15 protein-coding genes are annotated in these 18,820 nt (G+C 59.9%); 1 reads left to right on the top strand and 14 read right to left on the bottom strand.

Annotated features, from left to right (window positions below; all coding sequences use genetic code 11):
- Nucleotide 1 precedes the first annotated feature (1 nt).
- The 9 genes from Q0K02_RS04725 to Q0K02_RS04685 form a co-directional block, all read right to left on the bottom strand.
- A complete protein-coding gene (locus Q0K02_RS04725; protein ID WP_294485520.1) occupies nt 2-1,381 on the bottom strand; it encodes an SLC13 family permease in 1,380 nt (459 codons plus the stop codon).
- 21 nt (nt 1,382-1,402) lie between these two features.
- Nucleotides 1,403-2,140, bottom strand: coding sequence for a hypothetical protein (locus Q0K02_RS04720; RefSeq protein ID WP_294485517.1), 738 nt, complete (start codon nt 2,138-2,140; stop codon nt 1,403-1,405).
- Nucleotides 2,141-2,211: 71 nt separating this feature from the next.
- Nucleotides 2,212-3,243, bottom strand: coding sequence for a carbon-nitrogen hydrolase family protein (locus tag Q0K02_RS04715; RefSeq protein ID WP_294485515.1), 1,032 nt, complete (start codon nt 3,241-3,243; stop codon nt 2,212-2,214).
- Nucleotides 3,244-3,264: 21 nt separating this feature from the next.
- Nucleotides 3,265-4,665, bottom strand: a complete 1,401-nt coding sequence (locus Q0K02_RS04710) for an anion permease (protein WP_294485513.1) — start codon at nt 4,663-4,665, stop codon at nt 3,265-3,267.
- A 125-nt stretch (nt 4,666-4,790) separates the two neighbouring features.
- The gene (locus tag Q0K02_RS04705) at nt 4,791-6,779 is read right to left on the bottom strand and encodes an FAD-dependent oxidoreductase (RefSeq protein WP_294485511.1); all 1,989 of its coding nucleotides are present in this window, start codon (nt 6,777-6,779) and stop codon (nt 4,791-4,793) included.
- A gap of 149 nt (nt 6,780-6,928) precedes the next feature.
- On the bottom strand, nt 6,929-8,494 hold the full coding sequence (locus Q0K02_RS04700) for a sigma-54 dependent transcriptional regulator (protein ID WP_294485508.1): 1,566 nt from the start codon (nt 8,492-8,494) through the stop codon (nt 6,929-6,931).
- A gap of 410 nt (nt 8,495-8,904) precedes the next feature.
- Entirely contained in the window at nt 8,905-9,639 is a 735-nt protein-coding gene (locus Q0K02_RS04695) for a DUF4405 domain-containing protein (RefSeq protein ID WP_294485506.1), read from the bottom strand.
- 322 nt (nt 9,640-9,961) lie between these two features.
- Nucleotides 9,962-10,528: a flavodoxin family protein gene (locus Q0K02_RS04690; RefSeq protein WP_294485505.1), complete on the bottom strand. Its 567-nt coding sequence runs from the start codon at nt 10,526-10,528 to the stop codon at nt 9,962-9,964.
- A 42-nt stretch (nt 10,529-10,570) separates the two neighbouring features.
- Nucleotides 10,571-11,902, bottom strand: coding sequence for a DUF362 domain-containing protein (locus Q0K02_RS04685; protein WP_294485503.1), 1,332 nt, complete (start codon nt 11,900-11,902; stop codon nt 10,571-10,573).
- A gap of 291 nt (nt 11,903-12,193) precedes the next feature.
- On the opposite strand from Q0K02_RS04685, the gene Q0K02_RS04680 reads away from it, so the two are divergent.
- Nucleotides 12,194-13,069, top strand: a complete 876-nt coding sequence (locus Q0K02_RS04680; RefSeq protein WP_294485502.1) for a LysR family transcriptional regulator — start codon at nt 12,194-12,196, stop codon at nt 13,067-13,069.
- Between the two features lie 170 nt (nt 13,070-13,239).
- On the opposite strand, the gene Q0K02_RS04675 is transcribed toward Q0K02_RS04680, so the two are convergent.
- The 5 genes from Q0K02_RS04675 to Q0K02_RS04655 form a co-directional block, all read right to left on the bottom strand.
- A complete protein-coding gene (locus tag Q0K02_RS04675) occupies nt 13,240-13,740 on the bottom strand; it encodes a flavin reductase family protein (protein WP_294485500.1) in 501 nt (166 codons plus the stop codon).
- A 67-nt stretch (nt 13,741-13,807) separates the two neighbouring features.
- A complete protein-coding gene (locus Q0K02_RS04670) occupies nt 13,808-14,527 on the bottom strand; it encodes a flavodoxin family protein (RefSeq protein ID WP_294485498.1) in 720 nt (239 codons plus the stop codon).
- A 12-nt stretch (nt 14,528-14,539) separates the two neighbouring features.
- Nucleotides 14,540-15,343, bottom strand: coding sequence for a radical SAM protein (locus Q0K02_RS04665; protein ID WP_294485497.1), 804 nt, complete (start codon nt 15,341-15,343; stop codon nt 14,540-14,542).
- Between the two features lie 493 nt (nt 15,344-15,836).
- A complete protein-coding gene (locus Q0K02_RS04660; protein ID WP_294485496.1) occupies nt 15,837-17,774 on the bottom strand; it encodes an FAD-dependent oxidoreductase in 1,938 nt (645 codons plus the stop codon).
- 74 nt (nt 17,775-17,848) lie between these two features.
- Nucleotides 17,849-18,820: a TAXI family TRAP transporter solute-binding subunit gene (locus tag Q0K02_RS04655; RefSeq protein ID WP_294485495.1), complete on the bottom strand. Its 972-nt coding sequence runs from the start codon at nt 18,818-18,820 to the stop codon at nt 17,849-17,851.

The following is an 18,820-nucleotide window of genomic DNA, read 5'->3' as shown; positions in this document are numbered from 1 at the left end:
CCTACAGTATGCCTATGACCGTCCACCAGGCCATGCCCGCAGTAGCGAGAAACGCCACGTTGATGACGAACTTGATGGTCATGATGGTGACAAAGTCCTTCACACGGATGAGTCCGAGAGAAAAGGCCACCAGATACACGGCCGTTTCATACGGGAACCACAGCTGCGCCGTGCCCTGATAGAAAATGTAGAACATGGGCTCCAGATTGAAGTTCAGGTCCTGACAGATCTGGGCGAACGGCAGGCCGAAGGAGGCCAGCACGGCAAGCGGCGTCATGAGGAAGTTCAGAAGCACGCCGGAAAGATAGGTGGCGCAGAGAAACGTGGTCTGACTCACGTTCTGCAGCATGGGCACGATGCTCACCGACACGTACTGGCCGAAGCCCACCGCGCTGCCCGCCGAACCTATGCCCATGCAGGCGATGATGAAGAAGAGCACCGAGAACTGCACGTCCTTCAGATCCTGCTGCGTTCCCACGTTGACGCCGGGCATGTAGAGGATCATGGGCGCAAAGATGAAGCCGTACACCATGTTGATGTGGTGATACTGATGCGTGAAGAGAAAGATGACCAGCGCCGCCAGAACGACGATGATCTTCCACTCCTTCACGCTGAGGCGGCCGAGAGAGGCGAGGGCTTCCTCAAACTTTTCCCTGCCGCTCAGCGGAGACGACGGGCGGCAGTAGCGTCCGATGGCCGCGGCCACCAGATAGTTGCCCACAAGAAACACCGCGTTGTCCGCGAAGAACCGGGGATACGAGGGAACAATGTTCGCCACGGGCGCGGCGGCGCTGTAGAGAATGGAAATGAAATCGGGAGAGTAGATGAAGTAGTTGGCGTCCATGTAGAAGATGACCGTGGCCACCATGAGGCCCGCCGAAGCGCGGCTTCTGCCGAGCTTGAGGGCCTCGCAGATGCCGTAGGCCACCACGATGACGGCAATGCACGCCATGGTTCCCTGAAGGAACACGCGGGCGATGAGCGCCAGCGTGGCCATGGCAAGCACCAGCTTCATATAGCTGCCGTTGGTGTGAATGGCCGCGTAGTAGGCCATGCGCTTGAGAATGGTGGTCTTCTGCACGATGGAGACGATGATGAGCGCGCCGAGCGTCATCCATGCGGGATCGGCCGTCCACGGCCCGAGCACGGCCTGCAGCGGCACGATGCCCGACAGGCCGTACATGAACATCATGATGAGCGAAACGACCAGATTGTCGGTCAGCTCCATGGCGTAGCCCATGACGCCCCACAGCGTGATGGCCAGAAACACCTTGATGTTCCAGGTGAACGCCTCGCTTTCGGGAAGCAGCAGCAGAGAAAGAGGAAGAAGAAAATTAACAGCCCATTTGATGTTGGTCACGCGACTGGAAGATTCAGACATGAGAACACTCCACGGTCGGCATCAGGCGTCGGCACGGACGCAGAGTCCGTGCGAAAGTGCCGCTGCAAGGCTGAGATTGCCGCGAATGAGCGCAGAAAGGGAAGTCTGGCCCGCCGTCCAGGCCACGAACACCGCAAGCATGGCCATGAGGCCGCGGGGACGCGACAGGGCGTCGAGAGCGTCCGCCACGGAGAAGGGCGACGCCTCTACCTTGGTCGCGCAGACGAAAAATTCCGAAGGTTCCGTGGAAAGGGCGGAAAAACGTTCCGCGCAGTCCCTGGGAATGCCGTTCCACGGCATGCCGAACGCCTTTGCCGTACGGGCGCTTTCCTTGTCGGCCCAGGCCATGACTTCGGCGAAATCCCTGTTTCCGCCGTGCAGCGCGGCGTCGAAACTGCGTACCTCGCGCGCGTAGCGTTCCAGATAGAAGGGTTCCTTGCCCTGCGGCGTCGGCTTCGTGCTGAGGAAATTGTCCGTAACGCGTTCCGTAATCACAAAATAGTGGTCGCCGCAGGTAAGAAAGTCCTTGCCGTCCCGCGTGGGAAGTGGGCAGGAAGCCGTGATGCCCTGATCCGCCAGCACGCGGGAAATATGAATGTGATGCCGGAGACCTTCAAAGTTTCCTCCGGTCTTCAGGCTGTAGTCCGGTCCGAGATGCCAGACTCCCGTGGCAATGGCCGCTCCGGTGTCCTTGGCTTCCTGAATCGTTCTGCCTTCGAGTCCCCAGTTTTTGAGAAGTTCATGGAGATTTTCTTTCATTTCGTCGTCTCCCGGATACAAAACGAGCCGGAAAAGAGTTCCCCTCCCTCTCATTCTCCGGCTCTGATCGATTATAAGTTCTGAATATTTTCGTAAGAAACGGAGTTGTCAGGCTGCACGCCCTCAAAGTTCATGGCCTTGTAGTCCGTTCTGTCCAGGGTCATGCGCAGGGCAAAGGGTCTTGCGTCCTTGTCCAGCGGATCCATGACGAGTCTGCGTCCCAGCGTTTCCATGAGATCGCATTCGGCATACACGCAGCCTTCCACGTCGTGCGGGAGCGAGTTGCTGATGCAGTCGCCCGCCACGTTGAACACGGCAGCCCGTCCGCCGCCGAGCGTTCCGTCCACGCCGTTGGGCAGGCATTCGATATATTCAGGATGTCCCGTGCCGTCGCAGAGCATGTCGATGACGTCCTGCGCCATCATCTGTGTGGAGTACAGGGCAAAGGCTCTCAGTCCCATGGCCGCGTAGCGGGTGGCCGTGCGCGACATGTCGTAGGGAGAGAACAGCGGCATCTGGCCTTCGCGGGGCGTGTGCATGGGCGGCCAGCCGGCGCAGTGAATCTGTTCGCCCTGACCGAGCAGGCAGGAAAGATTCATGGGATTCAGATGCTCGCCGCACTGCAGACCGCCGATCTTGCCGATTTTGGTGTCGAAAACCTGCATGGTGCTGCCGTTGCCGCAGGCCCAGATGATCTTTTCGCATCCGGGAGGCGACATCTTGCGGTGCTTGCCCATGAGATTGCCCTTGTTGTCGAACCAGAACTGCGTGAGGTACAGGGTGGTTCCGTCGGCTTCCGTGGCGGAAATGCACACGAAAATGTTGTTGCGTCTTGCCGCTTCGCTTATCTGACGCATTTCCGGGCTGCCGTAGGTGAGCGCATTCTGATGCAGCTTCATGAGAAACTTGTGTCCGAACGACGGGGCGCCCATCCAGATCCACCAGGGGTAGCCGGGCAGAAACGCTTCGGGAAAGTCAATGAGCTCGGCGCCGTTGCGTCCGGCTTCGTCGATGAGCGCGCAGGCCTTCTCCACGGACGCCTTCAGATTGAGAAAGACGGGCGCGGCCTGCACGGCGGCAACTTTGACGGTGGGAAAGATCATACTGCCTCCTATTTGGTGCATTTAAAGAATTCCGATGAAAGTCCAGTAGGCAAAACCAACAGTAACGAGGAACAGAGTGTTGAGAATCATTTTGATTCCCATGATAAGCGTGAAGTCGTTCAGCTTCATGACGCCCATGGAAAACGCCACAAGGTACACCGCGGTTTCGTAGGGGAACAGCAGCTGCTGCGTGCCATGGAAGAAGGAGGATATCATGGTGTTGAGGTTGAATCCGAGCGACTGACAGATCTGGGCGATGGGAGCGCCGAACGTTGCGATTTCCGCAAGCGGCGTCATGAAGAAGTTGGCAAACACGGCGATGGCATAGACGATGCTCATGAATATTTTTTCAGAAACGCCGTTCAGCCACGGAGAGATGATGGCGGACAGGGAAGAGGCAACGTTGATGGACTGCGCCACGGTTCCGATGCCGAGACAGGCGACGATGAAGAATATGGATGAATAGTTGATGTTTTTGATGTCGTTGTTTGTGCCTATGTTGACATAGGGAAGATAGAATATGATGGCGGTGAAAATAAACCCGTACACCATGGGAATGTGATGGATCTGATAGGTGAGGAGAAAAATGACGAGTGCCGAAAGTATGATGCAGATATGCTTTTCGTCTCTGGTCATGGGGGGAAGGGCTTCAAGATTTTTTCTCATGGCCGCTTTTCCCTCGATGGGCGTTTTGGGAGCCATGAACTTTCCTATGACCAGGGCAAAGAGCAGGATCTCGAAAACAAAGACCCAGTTGTTCATGAAAAATTCGGGATAACTCGTGGAAATGGGCGCGACTTTTGAGGATTCGCTGTACAGGAGCGCGATGAAGTCGGGAGAATAGACGAAGAAGTTGGCGTCGCGGTAGGCGGTGACCGCCATGAGCATGATGCCCGCCGACGCCCGGCTCTTGCCGAGATGAAGCGCCGTGCAGAGGCCGAAGGCCACCATCATGACGCTCACGGAAGCCATGGTGCCGGTGAGGAAAATGCGCGCCAGAACGGAAATGATGGTGACGGCGAAAATGATTCCCATGTAGCTGCCGCCGACCCGTATGACGGTATGATACGTCATGCGCTGCAGGAGCGTTGTTCTCTGTACGATGGTGACGATGAGCAGCGCCGCCAGCGTGATCCACGGAATGTCGCTTTTCCATGAAGCCAGAATTGTACTTAAAGGAACAAGACCGCTTGCGGCATAAGCAAAGATAAGGAATATGGATACAATGAAATTACTTGTAACATCCACTGCAAACATGAGAATTGCAGCAAAGGTGATGTACAGGAAGAGTTTTATGGTGGAAGTGATGCCCGTGCTGTCCGGCATGGCAAAGCATATCAGCGGAAAGATGAGGCAGAAAAGAAGTTTCAGAAGCCGTTTTTTTTCTTCGGATCCTGTGCCTGCCTGAGCGTCTGCCGACATAATTGACTCCTTCGTCATAAGGATATGGAGGAGAAGATTGCAACGTTGTGTCTGCTTGCAAGGAAGTCTGTTCCGCCGGTGGAAGCGGCCAGCGGAACAGGCTTTTTTATCGGACGTTCCGGGAATTACAGACGGCAGGCGGCGTCGTAGCCGTTGCGGATGGCGTGACGGACGTTCTTCGGGCCTTCCGCGCAGTCGCCGGCAAGCCAGAAGGTGGGGGCGCAGTCACGGAAGGCTTCGGCCTGATCCTGAAGCGCGCGGGTGCCGAGGGCGATGACCACGGTGTCGGCTTCCAGGAAGCGGACGCCGTCGGGAGTTTCCACTTCCACGCCCTTGTCGGTGATCTTCTTGCAGCAGGCCCTGGTCAGATAGGAGACGTGCTCGTTGGTGTCGATTTTTTCCACCAGCACGATGCGCTGCGTGTAGCCCGTGCGGCGGGCGATGAATTCATCCATTTCCACCATGGTGACGTCGCGGCCGGCTTCGGCAAGATGCAGAGCGCATTCGCAGCCGGTGTCGCCCGCGCCCACGATCACCACCTTCTGCCCCACGGCGTCGCGGTTCACGAAGGCCTGCGTGGCCAGCATGACGTTCTTGCCGTCGATGCCCGGAATCCTGGGCAGGGCGGGCACGGAACCCGTGCAGGCGATGACCACGTCGGGGTAGGCGGCTTCGATGAGTTCGGGGGTGGCTTCCGTGTTCAGGAACACCTTGATGCCGAGCTGACCCACGCGATGGATGAGCCAGTTCTTGAATTCCATGAGCGGATACTTGAAGGACACGTAGTCGGCAAAGGAAATCTGACCGCCGAGGTGATCGCTCTTTTCATAGAGGCGCACTTCGTGACCGCGTTCGGCCGCGGTGATGGCGGCCTGCATGCCGGCGGGACCGCCGCCGATGATGGCCACGACCTTCTTTTCGGTGGCCGGAGGAATGATGTCGGTTTCAATGCCGATGCGGGGGTTCACGGAGCAGGCGTAGCGCTTGACCACGTCTCTGGTGAAGCCGGTGATGCCGCCGCCGAAGACGCGGGCGTTCTTTTCATCGAGGCAGTTGAAGCACTTGATGCAGGGACGGATTTCTTCGCGCTTGCCGAGGCGTGCCTTGTTGGCCCATTCGGGATCGGCAATGACGGTGCGGGCCATGGCCACGGCGTCGCAGTGGCCTTCGGCGATCATGCGTTCGGCGTCTTCAGGGTCGGTGATGCTGCCCACGATGATGACGGGGATCTTGATGCCGTGCTTTTTCGCCGCCACGCCCATGTATTCGTTGGGGCACTTGGGCATGAATTCGGAGGGGAACATTTCGGGACGGCTGCGCAGCACGCCGCGGTTGCCGCGGGAGAAGTGGACGAGATCGATCTTGTCTTCGATCATCTTGATGAACTCGCACGCTTCATCGATTTCCAGTCCGCCGGGCTGACCTTCGGTGCCGGAAATGCGGTATTCCAGCAGGAAGTCGGGGCCCACGCGCTTGCGGATTCTGTCCAGCACCATGATGGGGAAGCGGGCGCGGTTTTCCAGACTGCCGCCCCACTTGTCCTTGCGGTGGTTTTCCGCAGGGGAAAGGAATTCGCCGAGCAGCCACTGATGCGCGCCGTGAACGAGGCACATCTTGAAGCCGGCGTTCTGGAGGAAGTGGCAGGTTTCGGCGAAGTGATCGGCCACCTGATCCATCTGCTCTTCGGTGATTTCATCCACGACCTGACCGTTGGGGAGCACGCAGCCGGAAGGCGCAATGGGATTTCTGCCGCCGTTGACCAGCGGGAAGGCGTACTTGCCGCCGTGCTCGATTTCAATGGAGGCGATGGCGCCGGCCTGATGGATGGCGTCGGTCATCTGGGTCAGATAGGGCAGGTTGTTGATGTCCTGCAGATTCACGTTGTGGAAGTGAGAACGCCCGCGATCCTGATCAACGGCCGCTTCGCCGAGCGTCACGCAGGCCGCGCCGCCGAGAGCTCTGTTGCGGAAATGCGCGATGGACTCGGGGCGGATGTAGCCTTCGGGCGTGATGAAGTGCATGGCCTGCGCCGTGGGCGCGGTCCAGATGCGGTTTCTGAAGCGGATCTTTCCAACCTGAAGAGGTTCAAAAAGATGGGGATAAGCACGGATCATGGCATACTCCTGTATAGCCGGCGGTGTGGCCGGGAATTTGCTTTTACCGGAATAAAAGCAAAAAGCATGCCATTTTTAAATATTTAGGAATATCAATGAGATAAAATATTATTTAACGATATTTCGTGTATTTTTCACTAAATACCGTGTCAATGTTTCACCATATTTTGTGAATCATAACGGATGCCCAGTTTCTGCATGCGGGCGCGCAGGGTGTTGGGATGCACGTCGAGCAGCTCGGCGGCGCCGCCCCTGCCGCTTATCTTGCCGCCGGAGCGCTCCAGCGCGCGGAGGATGTGCCGAGTCATGGCTTCGTTGAGTGTTTCGAATCGTTCGGAAACGGAGGGAGCGCCCCAGGAGTCGGCAGCATGATCCGTAGCCTGTTCCTGCGGCATGAACCGGGCCGTCGGAGAAATCACCAGCGGACGGCGCATGTCGCCCATCCAGAGAATGACGGCCCGCTCCACGGCGTTGTTGAGCTCCCGCAGATTGCCGGGCCACGGGTAGGAGAGCAGTTCCTTCATGTTTTCCGGGGAGGGCTCGGGCAGGTTCTGCACGCAGTATTCGGAACATTTTCGGGCGATGAAAAACCGTATCAGCACGGGAATGTCTTCCGGACGGCGACGCAGCGGCGGAATGGCAATGGGAAACACGCTGAGGCGGAAGTACAGATCGGAGCGGAAGCTGCCGCTTTGCACCATCTTGTCGAGATTTCTGTGCGTGGCGGCAATGATGCGCACGTCGATGCGTCTCTCTTCGTCGCCGCCCACGCGTTCCAGCACGCCTTCCTGAAGCACGCGCAGAAGTCTGGTCTGCGCCGGAAGCGAAAGTTCGCCCACTTCGTCAAGCAGCAGCATGCCCCTGTGCGCGCGCTCGAAAAAGCCCTTGCGGGAAGCGACCGCGCCGGTAAACGCTCCTTTTTCATGGCCGAAAAGTTCGCTTTCCATGAGCGATTCCGGCAGGCTGCCGCAGTTCATCTTGATGAAGGGTGCATCCAGGCGTCCGGAAGAGCGGTACAGGGTTTCCGCCACGGCCTCCTTGCCGGTGCCGGTTTCGCCGAGCAGCAGCACGGGGCAGTCCTGACGGGAGACCTGCCATATCATTTCGCACACCTGATGCATGCCCGGAAGCTGCACCAGCGGAAGATACCGCCCCGGATCCTCCCGCTTTTTCCCCGCGGCTTCCAAGGAGACATGCCGTCCGAAATACCGCATGAGATCGTCGAGAAGCGCAAAGGCGGCGTTCACGTGCCCTGCGTGAAACACGTTTTCTCCGCGGTGCTCAAGAACGATGAGCGAGAGAGAAACAATCAGGCGTCTCGCCATCACCGCCCGGATGATGAGTGCGGAAAACCTGCGTTCGGGAAAGAGTCTGTGAATCACGCCGAGGGTGATGCCGTGATCGTCCTGATCGCCGAGACGCACCACCCGTTCGGGGCCGTGACTCAGGGCCAGCAGCTGCTCGGGCGTGCTGTTCAGCGCCACTTTGCGCATGCCCGTGATTTCGGGAAACAGGAACATGCGCTCTTCGCCCTGACGCTCCGTGGCCGCCGTGACCAGAATGTATTCCACGGGAAAGTATTTCTTCAATATCCGGTGAAGTTCCGCCATGCCCTCGGGCAGAGGCATGTCCTTCTGGAAGAACTGTTTCATCTCGGTGAAAAGAGATGGAAACGAAGCATCCGGCTCATCCGGAGGAAAAAGAAAAGTCAGCATGGCATCCTCAGTAGGGTTTCTTTAATCCATGATAATTTTTCATGGGCCTGTCAATGCATTCCTCTTATGGCGCATGAACATATGCATTTTTTCTGATGACAGCGATATTTTTCTGTCTTTATGGACAATAAAAGGGGGAAGAGGGAAGATTTTTTCGATGTTGTGCATAAGCTTGGTGAAGAAATGGGCGATGTTTTCCATGCGTCATGCGTTCATATTTTTTCAAGGCCATAGATGCGATGCAGCATCAGCAGGGGCAGGTCCGCCGCTTCGCGGGTTTGCGAGGGAGGCGTGGCTGTGAGGCTCTGGCATCATGACGGAAGGCAGACGCCTTGGGGGCATCACGCGGCGACGGGATGATGCGGGCCCTTGCAGCACACTCGGAAAGAGCCCGGCGATACGGCAGGAGGTCATGCACGTTTTTCGGGATGCGTGGTCTGATCGGAAGGCGAGGGGCGTTTCTCCCCGGCGCGGAGAAAGAGCGAGGCGTGGGAGCGCCATGTGCGCGACATCGTGGTCAGACGGAAGCCTGTCCAGGCGAACAGGAAAAAGACCGCGCCGTAGTCCAGAAGAAAGAGGGCGGCGTTTTCGCTCCACAGCATGAAGGAGCTCTGCATGGTCAGAGGAAAGGTCAGTTCTCTCTGAAAAAAGGCGTGCAGGCCGTACAAGGCAAGGGCGACGCTCAGGCCGGAGGAGGTCAGTCGATAGCCGAGTGGGCGGGGCGCGGAAAAAAGTCGCGCCAACGGGGCGCAGAATCGTTTGCCGTACACGCCGAGATGGACGGCTGCGAGAAGGAAGCACCAGTGGGCGCAGAAGACGTGGACGGTTCTTGCGGAGAGCCCGCCCTCGAGTCCGAGAAAGGCGAACACCGTTCGGGAAATGGGCACGGCGCTGGCCAGAGTGCCGAGCAGCATGAGAAGAAGCAGGGCGTTCAGCGCGAGCCGGGCGGCCCGCGTGACGTTGTACCGGCCCTTGAGCAGCGATTTGTACCAGACGCGGTTGAACCATGCGTGCAGAAGAAGCGCAAAGGTCAGCAGAACGCCCAGCCACTCATGGACCGCGCCGCCGGTATGGGGGGCGGCCATGAGCAGAAGAAACAGCAGAAGGAGCACAAGATCCGTGAGAACGGTTGCGGGCATGTTCATCGTTGACTCCGGGGCGCGACGGCCGACGGGAAAGTCGCCCTTCCCGGAAGCCGGATTCGGGAAATATTCTATTCTGATGATCAGAATAGACGACGCCCGCAGGAGGATGAAGATGCATTTGTGGCAAAAACTTGCCTGATATTGTCAGTCGGGGAAAGGAAGGGGCACGGACGCCGCATGTCGTCGAGCAGGCCGGGGCGTGCGGCTGCCGTGCCGCCTTCTTCTCGCTCGCGGGGGAGGGCGGGAAAAGCCGACGCCGCTCTCGCCGCGCCCGGCGCTTGTGCGGACGCCTCCGGGCAAGTCCGCACAAGGGAGAGCGCCGTCAGGCCAGACGCTGCAGCAAAAAGGCCATGTTCCGGCCGAGATTTCTCATGTTCTCCATGCCTTCCGCGTCGTTCAGCACGTCGCCGGGCATTTTTCCGTAGGCCATGTTCCAGTAGGTGGAGCCGACCACGAACATTTCATGATTGAGAAAAAAGTGATTCATGGCGTCCACCGCCGCAAGTGCGCCGCCGCGTCGCACTGCGGCCACGGCCGCGCCCGCCTTGTGCCTGAGCAGGCCGGGGCGCATGTCGGCCACCACGGCCGCGCGCTCAAGAAAGGCCTTCATTCTGGCGGAAACATCGGCCGAATAGACCGGAGATCCGAGAAGAATGCCGTCGGCCTTCGTCATGAGGTCGAAAAGTTCGTTGAAGTCGTCCTGACCGAACACGCAGGAGCCCGTCTTCGCGCAGGAAAAGCAGGCGCGGCAGGGTTCGATGGTGTGATCGGCCAGCTGAACCAGGCTTGTTTCCATGCCTGTGTCTTCCAGTCCTTTGAACACTTCCCGCATGAGCAGGGCCGTGTTGCCGTCTTTTCTTGAGCTTCCGTTGATGCCCAGTATCTTCATGATGTTCTCCGTTGTCGTTGGGAAGGCCGCCTTGTCGCTCTGTCAGGCGCGGACAAGCTCGATGCCTTCCTTGCCGCCCAGATTGCGGCTGTACAGTTTTTCCTCGGGGTTGTTCCAGTGTTCGTGAACGCCGAGACTGTTCACGACGCCGCCGAAGCCGTCGCGGTAGATCGTGCCGGAAGGCGGCGCGGCGATGAGCGCGGCTTCGTGCAGATAGTTTTCCATGCCGCGATAGTGCCGAAGAAGGGCGTTGTGCTCGCGCATGACGGGTTCGTTGACCAGAAAATCCGCGCCCACGGAATCTATCGCCACGGGATCCTGAGAGAAAAACAGGCTGGAACAGAAGGTTCCGTTGAACGGCGGCTGCCGCCAGAGCGCCTTTTCCCGCGTGATGTTCACGCTTTCTCCCGGGGCGGTGATCAGACCGTCGAGCATGCAGAGCACGGTTTTGCCGCCGAGATGACGATTCGCCGTCAGATCCGCGAGCACGGCGTAGTCGCCCATGCGGCTCGACGACACCAGCGCATGAAGTCCCGCGGCCTGCGGCGCGCGCATGCGGTCGGCGTTGATAATGCTGCCGAAATGGTTTTTTCCGCACAGCGTCATGCCGTAGCAGTGCCCCTTCAGGCTGGCCAGATTGATGAGGTATGTCGCTTCCGTGACGCATGCGGGCAGATAGTTGACCGCTCCGGCAATCTCCCGGGACCAGCGCACGGGACAGCGCCTGTCCGGCAGGGCGTCCAGCGGGCCGTTCGGATCGCGATGCCGGAAGAGCACGCCCGTCAGCGGGCCGGAGGAGCACAGACGCCGCATGTACTCGGGAATGACGCGTCCTGCGTCGTACACCGTTATGTCCTGCGGCGCGACGCCGGCGTCTTCGATCAGGGAAAGCAGCAGCGCCCTGAGCAGCACGGGGCTTGTGTAGCTTTCGTGGGTTCTGCCGTGCGGGTCGTCCGAATAGGCTCCGGCGCCGTTCATGTTGGCCTTGACGGCAAGCCGCTGCCCCGGAGCGCAGCCGCCGCTTCTTCCCCGCGATTCGTTGTGATGCCGGAACAGGGCCTGCCATCCGGCCGCGGCGTCGGACGTTCCGGCTAGCGCGGCGATGCCCGAACGCACCATGGCGAGCACGGCGGGTTCGGAAAAATGTTCCGGCTGCCACCAGTAGCCCTGCCCGTCCCAGCGGACGGCGGCAGGGTCGTGCGTCCAGACCACGCGCCCGGGAAACACGCCGACGCCCGTGCCGCAGGGGGCATGCGCGGGAAAGGGCGAGACTTCCCGCCCGGACGCGGCACGTCCGGGCAGAAGGGATGAGCCGGTGCAGACGCCCGCCGTCATGATGCCGCCTTTCAAAAAATCTCTTCGTGTCATGGCCATGATGTTCTCCCTGAAAGCGACGCCGAAACGCGTCGGCCTTGCCTGCCGGACGGCGCGTCGTTTTTTCCGTCCGTCTGCGCACGCCTGCACGCAGTCCGCGTCGGAGGCGTGTACAGACGGAATTGTCCGACAATGCCGCGGAATGCAGCTCGGCGCGCATGTTTTCCAAGCGGCGTCCGGTGTTTGCCTTCATGATAAAACGATGGAAGAACGATAGCAAATAGTTATAGCGAATACGTTGACATAGTTTTAAAGCATGGATTATGTTCGGCTGAACACGAGGGTAACAGCATGGAATTCCGTACGTTGCGCTCCTTTCTCGCCGTGGCGCGGGAGCAGAGCATTTCCGGGGCGGCCAGATCGTTGAACATCACGCAGCCGAGCCTTTCCCGGCAGATCATGGAACTCGAAGAGGAAATGGGCGTGAAGCTGCTGGAGCGCGGCAGCCGGAAGGTGACGCTGACGCGGCAGGGCATGCTGCTGTGCAAGCGCGCCGGGCAGATCATGGATCTCGTGCAGCAGACGCGGGAGGAAGTGACCGCGGCCGAAGAGGAAGTGTCGGGCGTGCTGCACATCGGCGCGGGGGAAACGCAGGCCTTCCGGGCGCTGGCTGCGGCCGTGCGGGATCTGATGGCTCGGCATCCCGGAGTACGGTATCATCTTTACAGCGGCAACGCGGCCGACGTGGCGGAGCGTCTGGACAAGGGGCTGCTGGATTTCGGCGTGTTCATCGAGCCGCACGACGTGACGAAATATCATTATCTGCGGCTGCCGCTTGCCGACCGGTGGGGCGTGCTCATGCGTCGGGACAGTCCGCTGGCCTCGCGCGACGCCGTGCGCGCGGAGGATTTGTGGAATCTGCCGCTCATCTGTTCCCGTCAGGCGCTGGCCGGAGGACAGCTCCTGAGCTGGCTGCGCGTTCCTGCGGACAAGCTCTGCATCGTCGGCACGTACAATCTGCTGTTCAACGCCGCGATGATGGCGGAGGCGGGCACGGGATACGTTCTTTGCCTCGACGGCATTGTGAACACGGCGGGAGATTCGGCGCTGTGCTTTCGTCCGCTGACGCCGACGCTGAAATCTCATGTGGACGTCGTGTGGAAAAAGAATCAGCTCTTTTCGAGAGCCGCGGATCTGCTTCTTGCCGAGCTGCGCGAGAGAGCCTGAGACGGCGGAAAAGCTGCGCCGCGCTGAGAAACGAAAAGACGGACTCACCCTCGTTTTTGTGGAAGGGGAGTCCGTCTTGTTGTTGTCCGGTGCGCCGACCGGCGGAGCGCGGCGAGGAGCGCTTTGCCTCCTGAACGCCGCTGCGGAAGATGGGGCGCAATGATGCGCCGCTACTTCTGGAGCGGAGCGATTTTCGAGTAGCCGTTCCAGGCAAAGAGCGGACGCTCCTGATCGTCGGCGTACACGTTTTCCACGTCGCAGATGTAGAAGTAGTGATCGCCCACATCGACGAATTCCCGCAGACGGCACTGAATGGCCGCCGCGCTGTGAACGGGAATCTGAATGTCGCAGTCGGGCAGACTCTTGAGTTCGATGCCGAAGTCCCGGGCCTTGCTTTTCGTTCTGCCGGTGGAGCAGCCGCACTGCATGACCTGTTTGGCCAGCGCTTCGCCCGGAATGGTCAGCACCACGTTTTTGTTGGCTCTCACGGTTTCTCCGGTGTAGGAGGGCTTCATCATGGCGAAGCCTATGGTGGCCGGTTCAATGCTGAGATAGGTCCACCAGGACACCGCCGCGAGATTGGTGACGCCCGCGTCGTTGCGGGAACAGATGAGCGTTACCGGATTGGGCGAGGTCACCTTGGCCACATCGAGAAGAGGAATGGATTTCATGTTTTGCTCCTTGCATGGGTGACTGTAGTCGGGTTTTCAGTGGTGAGGCGGAGCGGAAGGGGGAAAATCAGGCGTTTTTCCCCATGGCTTCGGCCGTGGCGAGCGCCTTGTGTTCAGCCATGTCGCCCGCGTCGTTCACGCCGGTGACGAACAGACGGCCTCTGTCCTTCCAGCCTTTGAAGCCGAGCATCTGCCGATAGGCTTCCGCCGGTCCGGCAAAGGACCGCAGAAACAGGCTTTCGCCGCACATGAGCAGCATGGCTTCCCGAACCGGCATGTCGCGCAGCTTCTGTTTTTTGGAATAGGGATAGAGTCTGTCCATGACGCACTTGATGTGACCGCTGAAGTTGTACCAGTACAGCGGACTGCAGAACACCAGCATGTCCGCCTTTTCCAGCAGCGGCCAGAGCTTTTCAAAGTTGTCCTCCAAAACGCAGGGGCGTCCGGTGCTCCAGCAGCCTTCGCAGTGCAGGCATGCGCTCATGCGTTCCCGCCCCGCGGCAAACACGTTCACGTCGTGCCCGGCTTCGCGCGCGCCCTTGACGAAGGCTTCCGCCAGCACGTCGCTGTTGCCGCCCTGCCTTGCGCTTCCGGTAATGACCAGAATATTTTTTTTCTTGCCTGAGGCGGGCGTGGAGAAGGATTCCACCTTCACGGACGAGGTGGAGGATACATGCCGGTACAGCGCATGACCTGCCGCCGCAAGCAGGGAGGCTCCCGCGCCGAAGAAGAGGTTGCGCCGCGAAAGGATTTTTTTGCCGTTGGGGGAAGAATTCGTGTCGCTCATGGCAGGTTCCGTTTACAGGGAGGTTTTGAAGCGGCGGCTGACCATGGCTTCCAGTTCTTCATCCGAGCAGGAGCGCAGTACGTCGTCGATGTCTTCCAGCACGCGCCGCCTGGCTTCGGCGTCCTTGTTGGAAAAGCGGTAGTTGAGCGGATTCAGGTAATGCACGCCGTCGTAAAAGACATCTATGGTCAGTTCGGAAAGGAAGGTTTGCAGTTCCTCGATTTTTTCGCGCTCCGAAGCCTCGATGAATTCCCCGCGCACGGCCATGTCCGCAAGAGGAGTGTGGGGAAAGACCGTCATGCCCGTGGTGGTGATGAGCTGCGGATGCACCTGATTGAACATGGCGGCCGTGGCGCTGCCGCTGGAGCGGCCCTTTCCCTTGCCGCCCATGCCGAGAATGTAGAAGGTCGTGTAGGTGAGACCGGCTTCGTCGAGGCGCAGCAGCTGCTCCACGACCTCGGCGGAGGTCTGCCCCTTGTTCATGAGCGCAAGCACGCTGTCGTCGCCGTTTTCCGTGCCGATGTAGAGATGCGTGAGGCCCATGTCGCGCAGTTCGCGCAGCTCTTCGTCGCTTTTGTGCGCGATGTCGGCAATGCGGCTCTGCATGCTCACGCGCTGGAAGTGCGGCACGAGTCTGCGCAGCACGCGCAGGTACGCCTGCAGTTTTTCCGTGGGCAGGGCGAAGGGATTGGAGCCGGTCATGTACACGGGCGTATGGTCGGAGAACCGGGGCCGCAGGGAAAGAATCTCGCGTTCGAGACCATCTTCCGTGACCGCCATGAAAGGGTAGCCGCGCGACACGTAGCAGAGTGACATTTATTGTAGGTGCAGCCCTGGGTGGCGCGCAGGAGCAGGGAACGGGCTTCCTGCGGCGGGCGCATGGCTGGTTCCGTGAACGTCATGAGAACACTCCCGTGAAGGTTGAAGATCTTGTCTGCATAAATTTTTAGTGATTACTAAATAAATGTCAAGACGCGCAGCGCGAAGAATGTGACGATGATCTTCAAGACGACGGTCAAAGGAGGCGCGGAGGATGTCGCGGGATACCTTCCGCGCCTTTGACAATCCATGAGCTTGCCGCTCCGGAGCGCCGCGGAACGCGGACGAAGATTCGGGCAAAAAAAACGTCGGCCCGAAAGTTCGGACCGACGTGGCAACGGGCAGGCCGTGCGGCGCAGGAGCGTCGTGCGCTGTTCGGCAGAAGGCGGGAGCTGGCTCCCGTGCCCGCCGTTGCGGATCCGGCAGAGGCATGGCGTGCCTGACCTGCTCCCTGCCGGGATTCCGCATCCAAGGAGTTTGTTGTTTTGCGTCAGTTGACGGCGCAGGCGGCGAGGAAGGCCTGACGCACGCCGACCATGGCGTTGCTGACCTTGAAGGCGTCGCCCACCACGCTCAGCTTGACCACGTCTTCGAGTTCGTCGGCGAGCTTGTTCACCGGGCGGGAGCCCAGGGCGATGACGACGTAGTCGAAGCGGTCGCTCTGGGTCGAGCCGTCCTTGCGGCTCCAGGTGACCGTGCCGTCTTCGTCGATGGAAAGAATCTTGCAGGAGGTTTCAAAGCGCGTGCCGTGTTCGCGCAGAGAATCGAGCAGGAAGGTGCGTCTGGTGGCGATTTCTTCGGCGGCGATTTCGGGGAGCATGTCCACGATGGTCACGGAGCAGCCGTATTCACAGAGAAAGTCGGCCGTTTCCGAGCCCACCATGCCGCCGCCGGCCATGAGCACCTTGCCCTTGCAGGCGACTTCGCCCTTCAGCACCTGGGAGGCCAGCACCACCCTGGGGCCGTCGATGCCCGGAATCGGGGGCAGGAAGGGCGTGCTGCCCGTGGCGATGATGACGTTGTCGGGATGTTCGGCCACGCAGACGGCCTTGGTGAGCGGGGTGTTCAGGCGCACTTCCACGCCCAGCCGCTTGAGCTGTTCGACCTGCCAGGCCGGGAAGCTCGAAAGGTTGCCCTTGGAGGGCGGCACGGCCGCCAGCACGAATTGTCCGCCGAGGGCCGGGGAGGCCTCGAACAGGGTGACTTCGTGGCCGCGTTCCGCGGCGATGATGGCCGCTTCCATGCCGGCCACGCCGCCGCCGGCGACAAAGACGCGGCGCTTGTTCAGCGCGGGCTGCTTTTCATGCAAAGCTTCGTAGCCGAGTTCGGGATTGACCAGGCAGCGGATGCTCTCGTTGTTTCTCAGGCGGCCCTGACAGCCCTGAATGCAGCCGATGCAGCGGTTGATGTCCTGCGGACGTCCTTCGGCCAGCTTGCGGGGCAGGTACGGATCGCTCAGGGAGTTTCGTCCCATGACGACGGCGTCGGCGCGGCCCATGCTCAGAATGAGTTCGGCCATGCCCGGCTCCGTGATGCGCGACACCGTGAACACCGGAATCTTCACCACGGTTTTGAGCTTTTCGGCGTAGCGGATCACCCAGCCCGGATCAATGTTCAGGGGCGGCACGATGGAGTATTTGCAGCCGTACAGGCCCACGGAAGCGTGAATGGCGTCCACGCCGGCTTCTTCCAGCACATGCGCGACATAGATGGAGTCTTCGAGCACGCGGCCGTCGCGTATGAGTTCCTCGGTGGAAATGCGTATGGTCACCGGAAAGTCCTTGCCGCACTTCTCACGGATGTCGGCGATGACTTCGAGCGGGAAGCGCATTCTGTTGGGCAGCGGGCCGCCGTATTCGTCGATGCGCTTGTTGGCGTGCCAGGACATGAATTCGGCAATCAGGTAGCCGTGGCCGCCGTGGATTTCCACGCCGTCGAAACCGGCCTTCTTGGCGCGGAGGGCGCAGTCGCCGAACTGGGAAACGATGGTCTTGATCTGGTCGATGGTCAGCGCCTGCGCGCCCTGCTGCACCAGCGGACACGACACGGCGGACGGCGCAAACGGAAGTCCTTCGTGCGGCACCTTGCCGTGAACCTGACGACCGGCGTGATAGATCTGCGCAAATATCCTGCTGCCGTGGGCGTGGACGCGTTCGGTCAGCTTTCTGTGACTTTCGATCTGTTCGTCCTTCCAGAGCCCGGCGGTAATGTAGCCGCGTCCGCTTTTGCACACGGCGTAGTCTTCGGTGATGATGAGGCCCCAGCCGCCCTTGGCCTTTTCTTCGTGATAGGCAATGTACTGTTCCGTGGCCATGCCGTCGTCGTCGCAGAAGTCGGAGACCATGGGGGCGACGAAAAGACGGTTGGGAATGGTGACGGATCCGACCTGCAGGGGGGTGAAGATGTGCTCATACGTTTCTTTGTACATGCTGAGGCTCCTTGTAGTGTCTTGTCATTGCTGGAAAAGCGCGGTGAGCGGCATATTGGTCGCAGATATTTGTCTTATTGCAGACTGCCTATTTCCCTGTAGTAGCGTTCGGCTCCGGGATGCAGAGGGAAGGCGAGATTGGTGCAGCCGATCTTGGGATCGATGGTGTCCCATTCCGGGAGGGCCAGGGCGATGTCGGCGCGGTGCGTCATGATGAGTTTGATGAGGTTGTACACCTTTTCTTCGGGAAGCTGGGCGCTCACTATCCATTCGGTGGAGTTGCCTATGCAGAGCACGTCGCCGTGCTTGCCCGGAAAGAGATCGTCGGGGAGCATGTGTGCGGAGAAGCCGTACTTGGTCTTCATGAACTCGGCGGTTTCCTGCGCCAGCGAGATCCATTTCAGATTGGTGCTGTTGACGAGTTCCTGAAGGAAGGGGCCTTCATTGGGGCCGAACCACAGGAAGATGTCGAGCAGGCCGTCCTGCATGAGGGCCACGGAGTCGCTGGTGGCGTTCGTCATGATTTTCCAGCCCCTGCTGCGCAGGTCGGCGTAGGTGAGGCCGCAGGATTCCACAATGCCGTTGAACGCCACTTCGGCCATGCCGCCGCGGGGGCCCACGCCGATGGACACGCCTCTTTTTTCCTTGAACAGCTGTTCCAGCGACTCGATCTTGCTCTCTTCCCTGGCGACGATGTGCAGGCGGGCGAGATCGCCGGTATTCAGAATGGAGCAGACGTTGCCTATTTTCTTTCTGTAGGGAGCGGTGCCGTTGACGGCGGCCACGCCGAGCACATGCTGGGTGACGGTGAGATCGCACTTGTTCTGGGAGGCCCGCACGATGTTGCCCGAAGCCGCGCCGGGCAGCAGGTGGAATTCCGCGCCGGGACATTCCCGAGTCACGATCTTGCCCACGGCGGCGAGACCGATGGTGAAGGTTCCGCCGGAAGCCGCGCCCACGGCGACGATATTCATGTTTTCCGCACCCTGAGCGGGGGAGGCATACATCATGAGCGCCATCAGAGCGCCGGTTATCAGCTTTTTCAT

It is taken from the genome of uncultured Mailhella sp. (assembly GCF_944324995.1).
Classification (GTDB): Bacteria; Desulfobacterota; Desulfovibrionia; order Desulfovibrionales; family Desulfovibrionaceae; genus Mailhella.
Note: the sequence above shows the minus strand (reverse complement) of the source record. Positions and strands in the feature narration are given on the sequence as shown.

Coding starts and splice junctions, on each gene's coding strand:
- Q0K02_RS04725 (WP_294485520.1), bottom strand. CDS start 1,381: ATGTCTGAATCTTCCAGTCGCGTGACCAACATCAAATGGGCTGTTAAT.
- Q0K02_RS04720 (WP_294485517.1), bottom strand. CDS start 2,140: ATGAAAGAAAATCTCCATGAACTTCTCAAAAACTGGGGACTCGAAGGC.
- Q0K02_RS04715 (WP_294485515.1), bottom strand. CDS start 3,243: ATGATCTTTCCCACCGTCAAAGTTGCCGCCGTGCAGGCCGCGCCCGTC.
- Q0K02_RS04710 (WP_294485513.1), bottom strand. CDS start 4,665: ATGTCGGCAGACGCTCAGGCAGGCACAGGATCCGAAGAAAAAAAACGG.
- Q0K02_RS04705 (WP_294485511.1), bottom strand. CDS start 6,779: ATGATCCGTGCTTATCCCCATCTTTTTGAACCTCTTCAGGTTGGAAAG.
- Q0K02_RS04700 (WP_294485508.1), bottom strand. CDS start 8,494: ATGCTGACTTTTCTTTTTCCTCCGGATGAGCCGGATGCTTCGTTTCCA.
- Q0K02_RS04695 (WP_294485506.1), bottom strand. CDS start 9,639: ATGAACATGCCCGCAACCGTTCTCACGGATCTTGTGCTCCTTCTGCTG.
- Q0K02_RS04690 (WP_294485505.1), bottom strand. CDS start 10,528: ATGAAGATACTGGGCATCAACGGAAGCTCAAGAAAAGACGGCAACACG.
- Q0K02_RS04685 (WP_294485503.1), bottom strand. CDS start 11,902: ATGGCCATGACACGAAGAGATTTTTTGAAAGGCGGCATCATGACGGCG.
- Q0K02_RS04680 (WP_294485502.1), top strand. CDS start 12,194: ATGGAATTCCGTACGTTGCGCTCCTTTCTCGCCGTGGCGCGGGAGCAG.
- Q0K02_RS04675 (WP_294485500.1), bottom strand. CDS start 13,740: ATGAAATCCATTCCTCTTCTCGATGTGGCCAAGGTGACCTCGCCCAAT.
- Q0K02_RS04670 (WP_294485498.1), bottom strand. CDS start 14,527: ATGAGCGACACGAATTCTTCCCCCAACGGCAAAAAAATCCTTTCGCGG.
- Q0K02_RS04665 (WP_294485497.1), bottom strand. CDS start 15,343: ATGTCACTCTGCTACGTGTCGCGCGGCTACCCTTTCATGGCGGTCACG.
- Q0K02_RS04660 (WP_294485496.1), bottom strand. CDS start 17,774: ATGTACAAAGAAACGTATGAGCACATCTTCACCCCCCTGCAGGTCGGA.
- Q0K02_RS04655 (WP_294485495.1), bottom strand. CDS start 18,820: ATGAAAAAGCTGATAACCGGCGCTCTGATGGCGCTCATGATGTATGCC.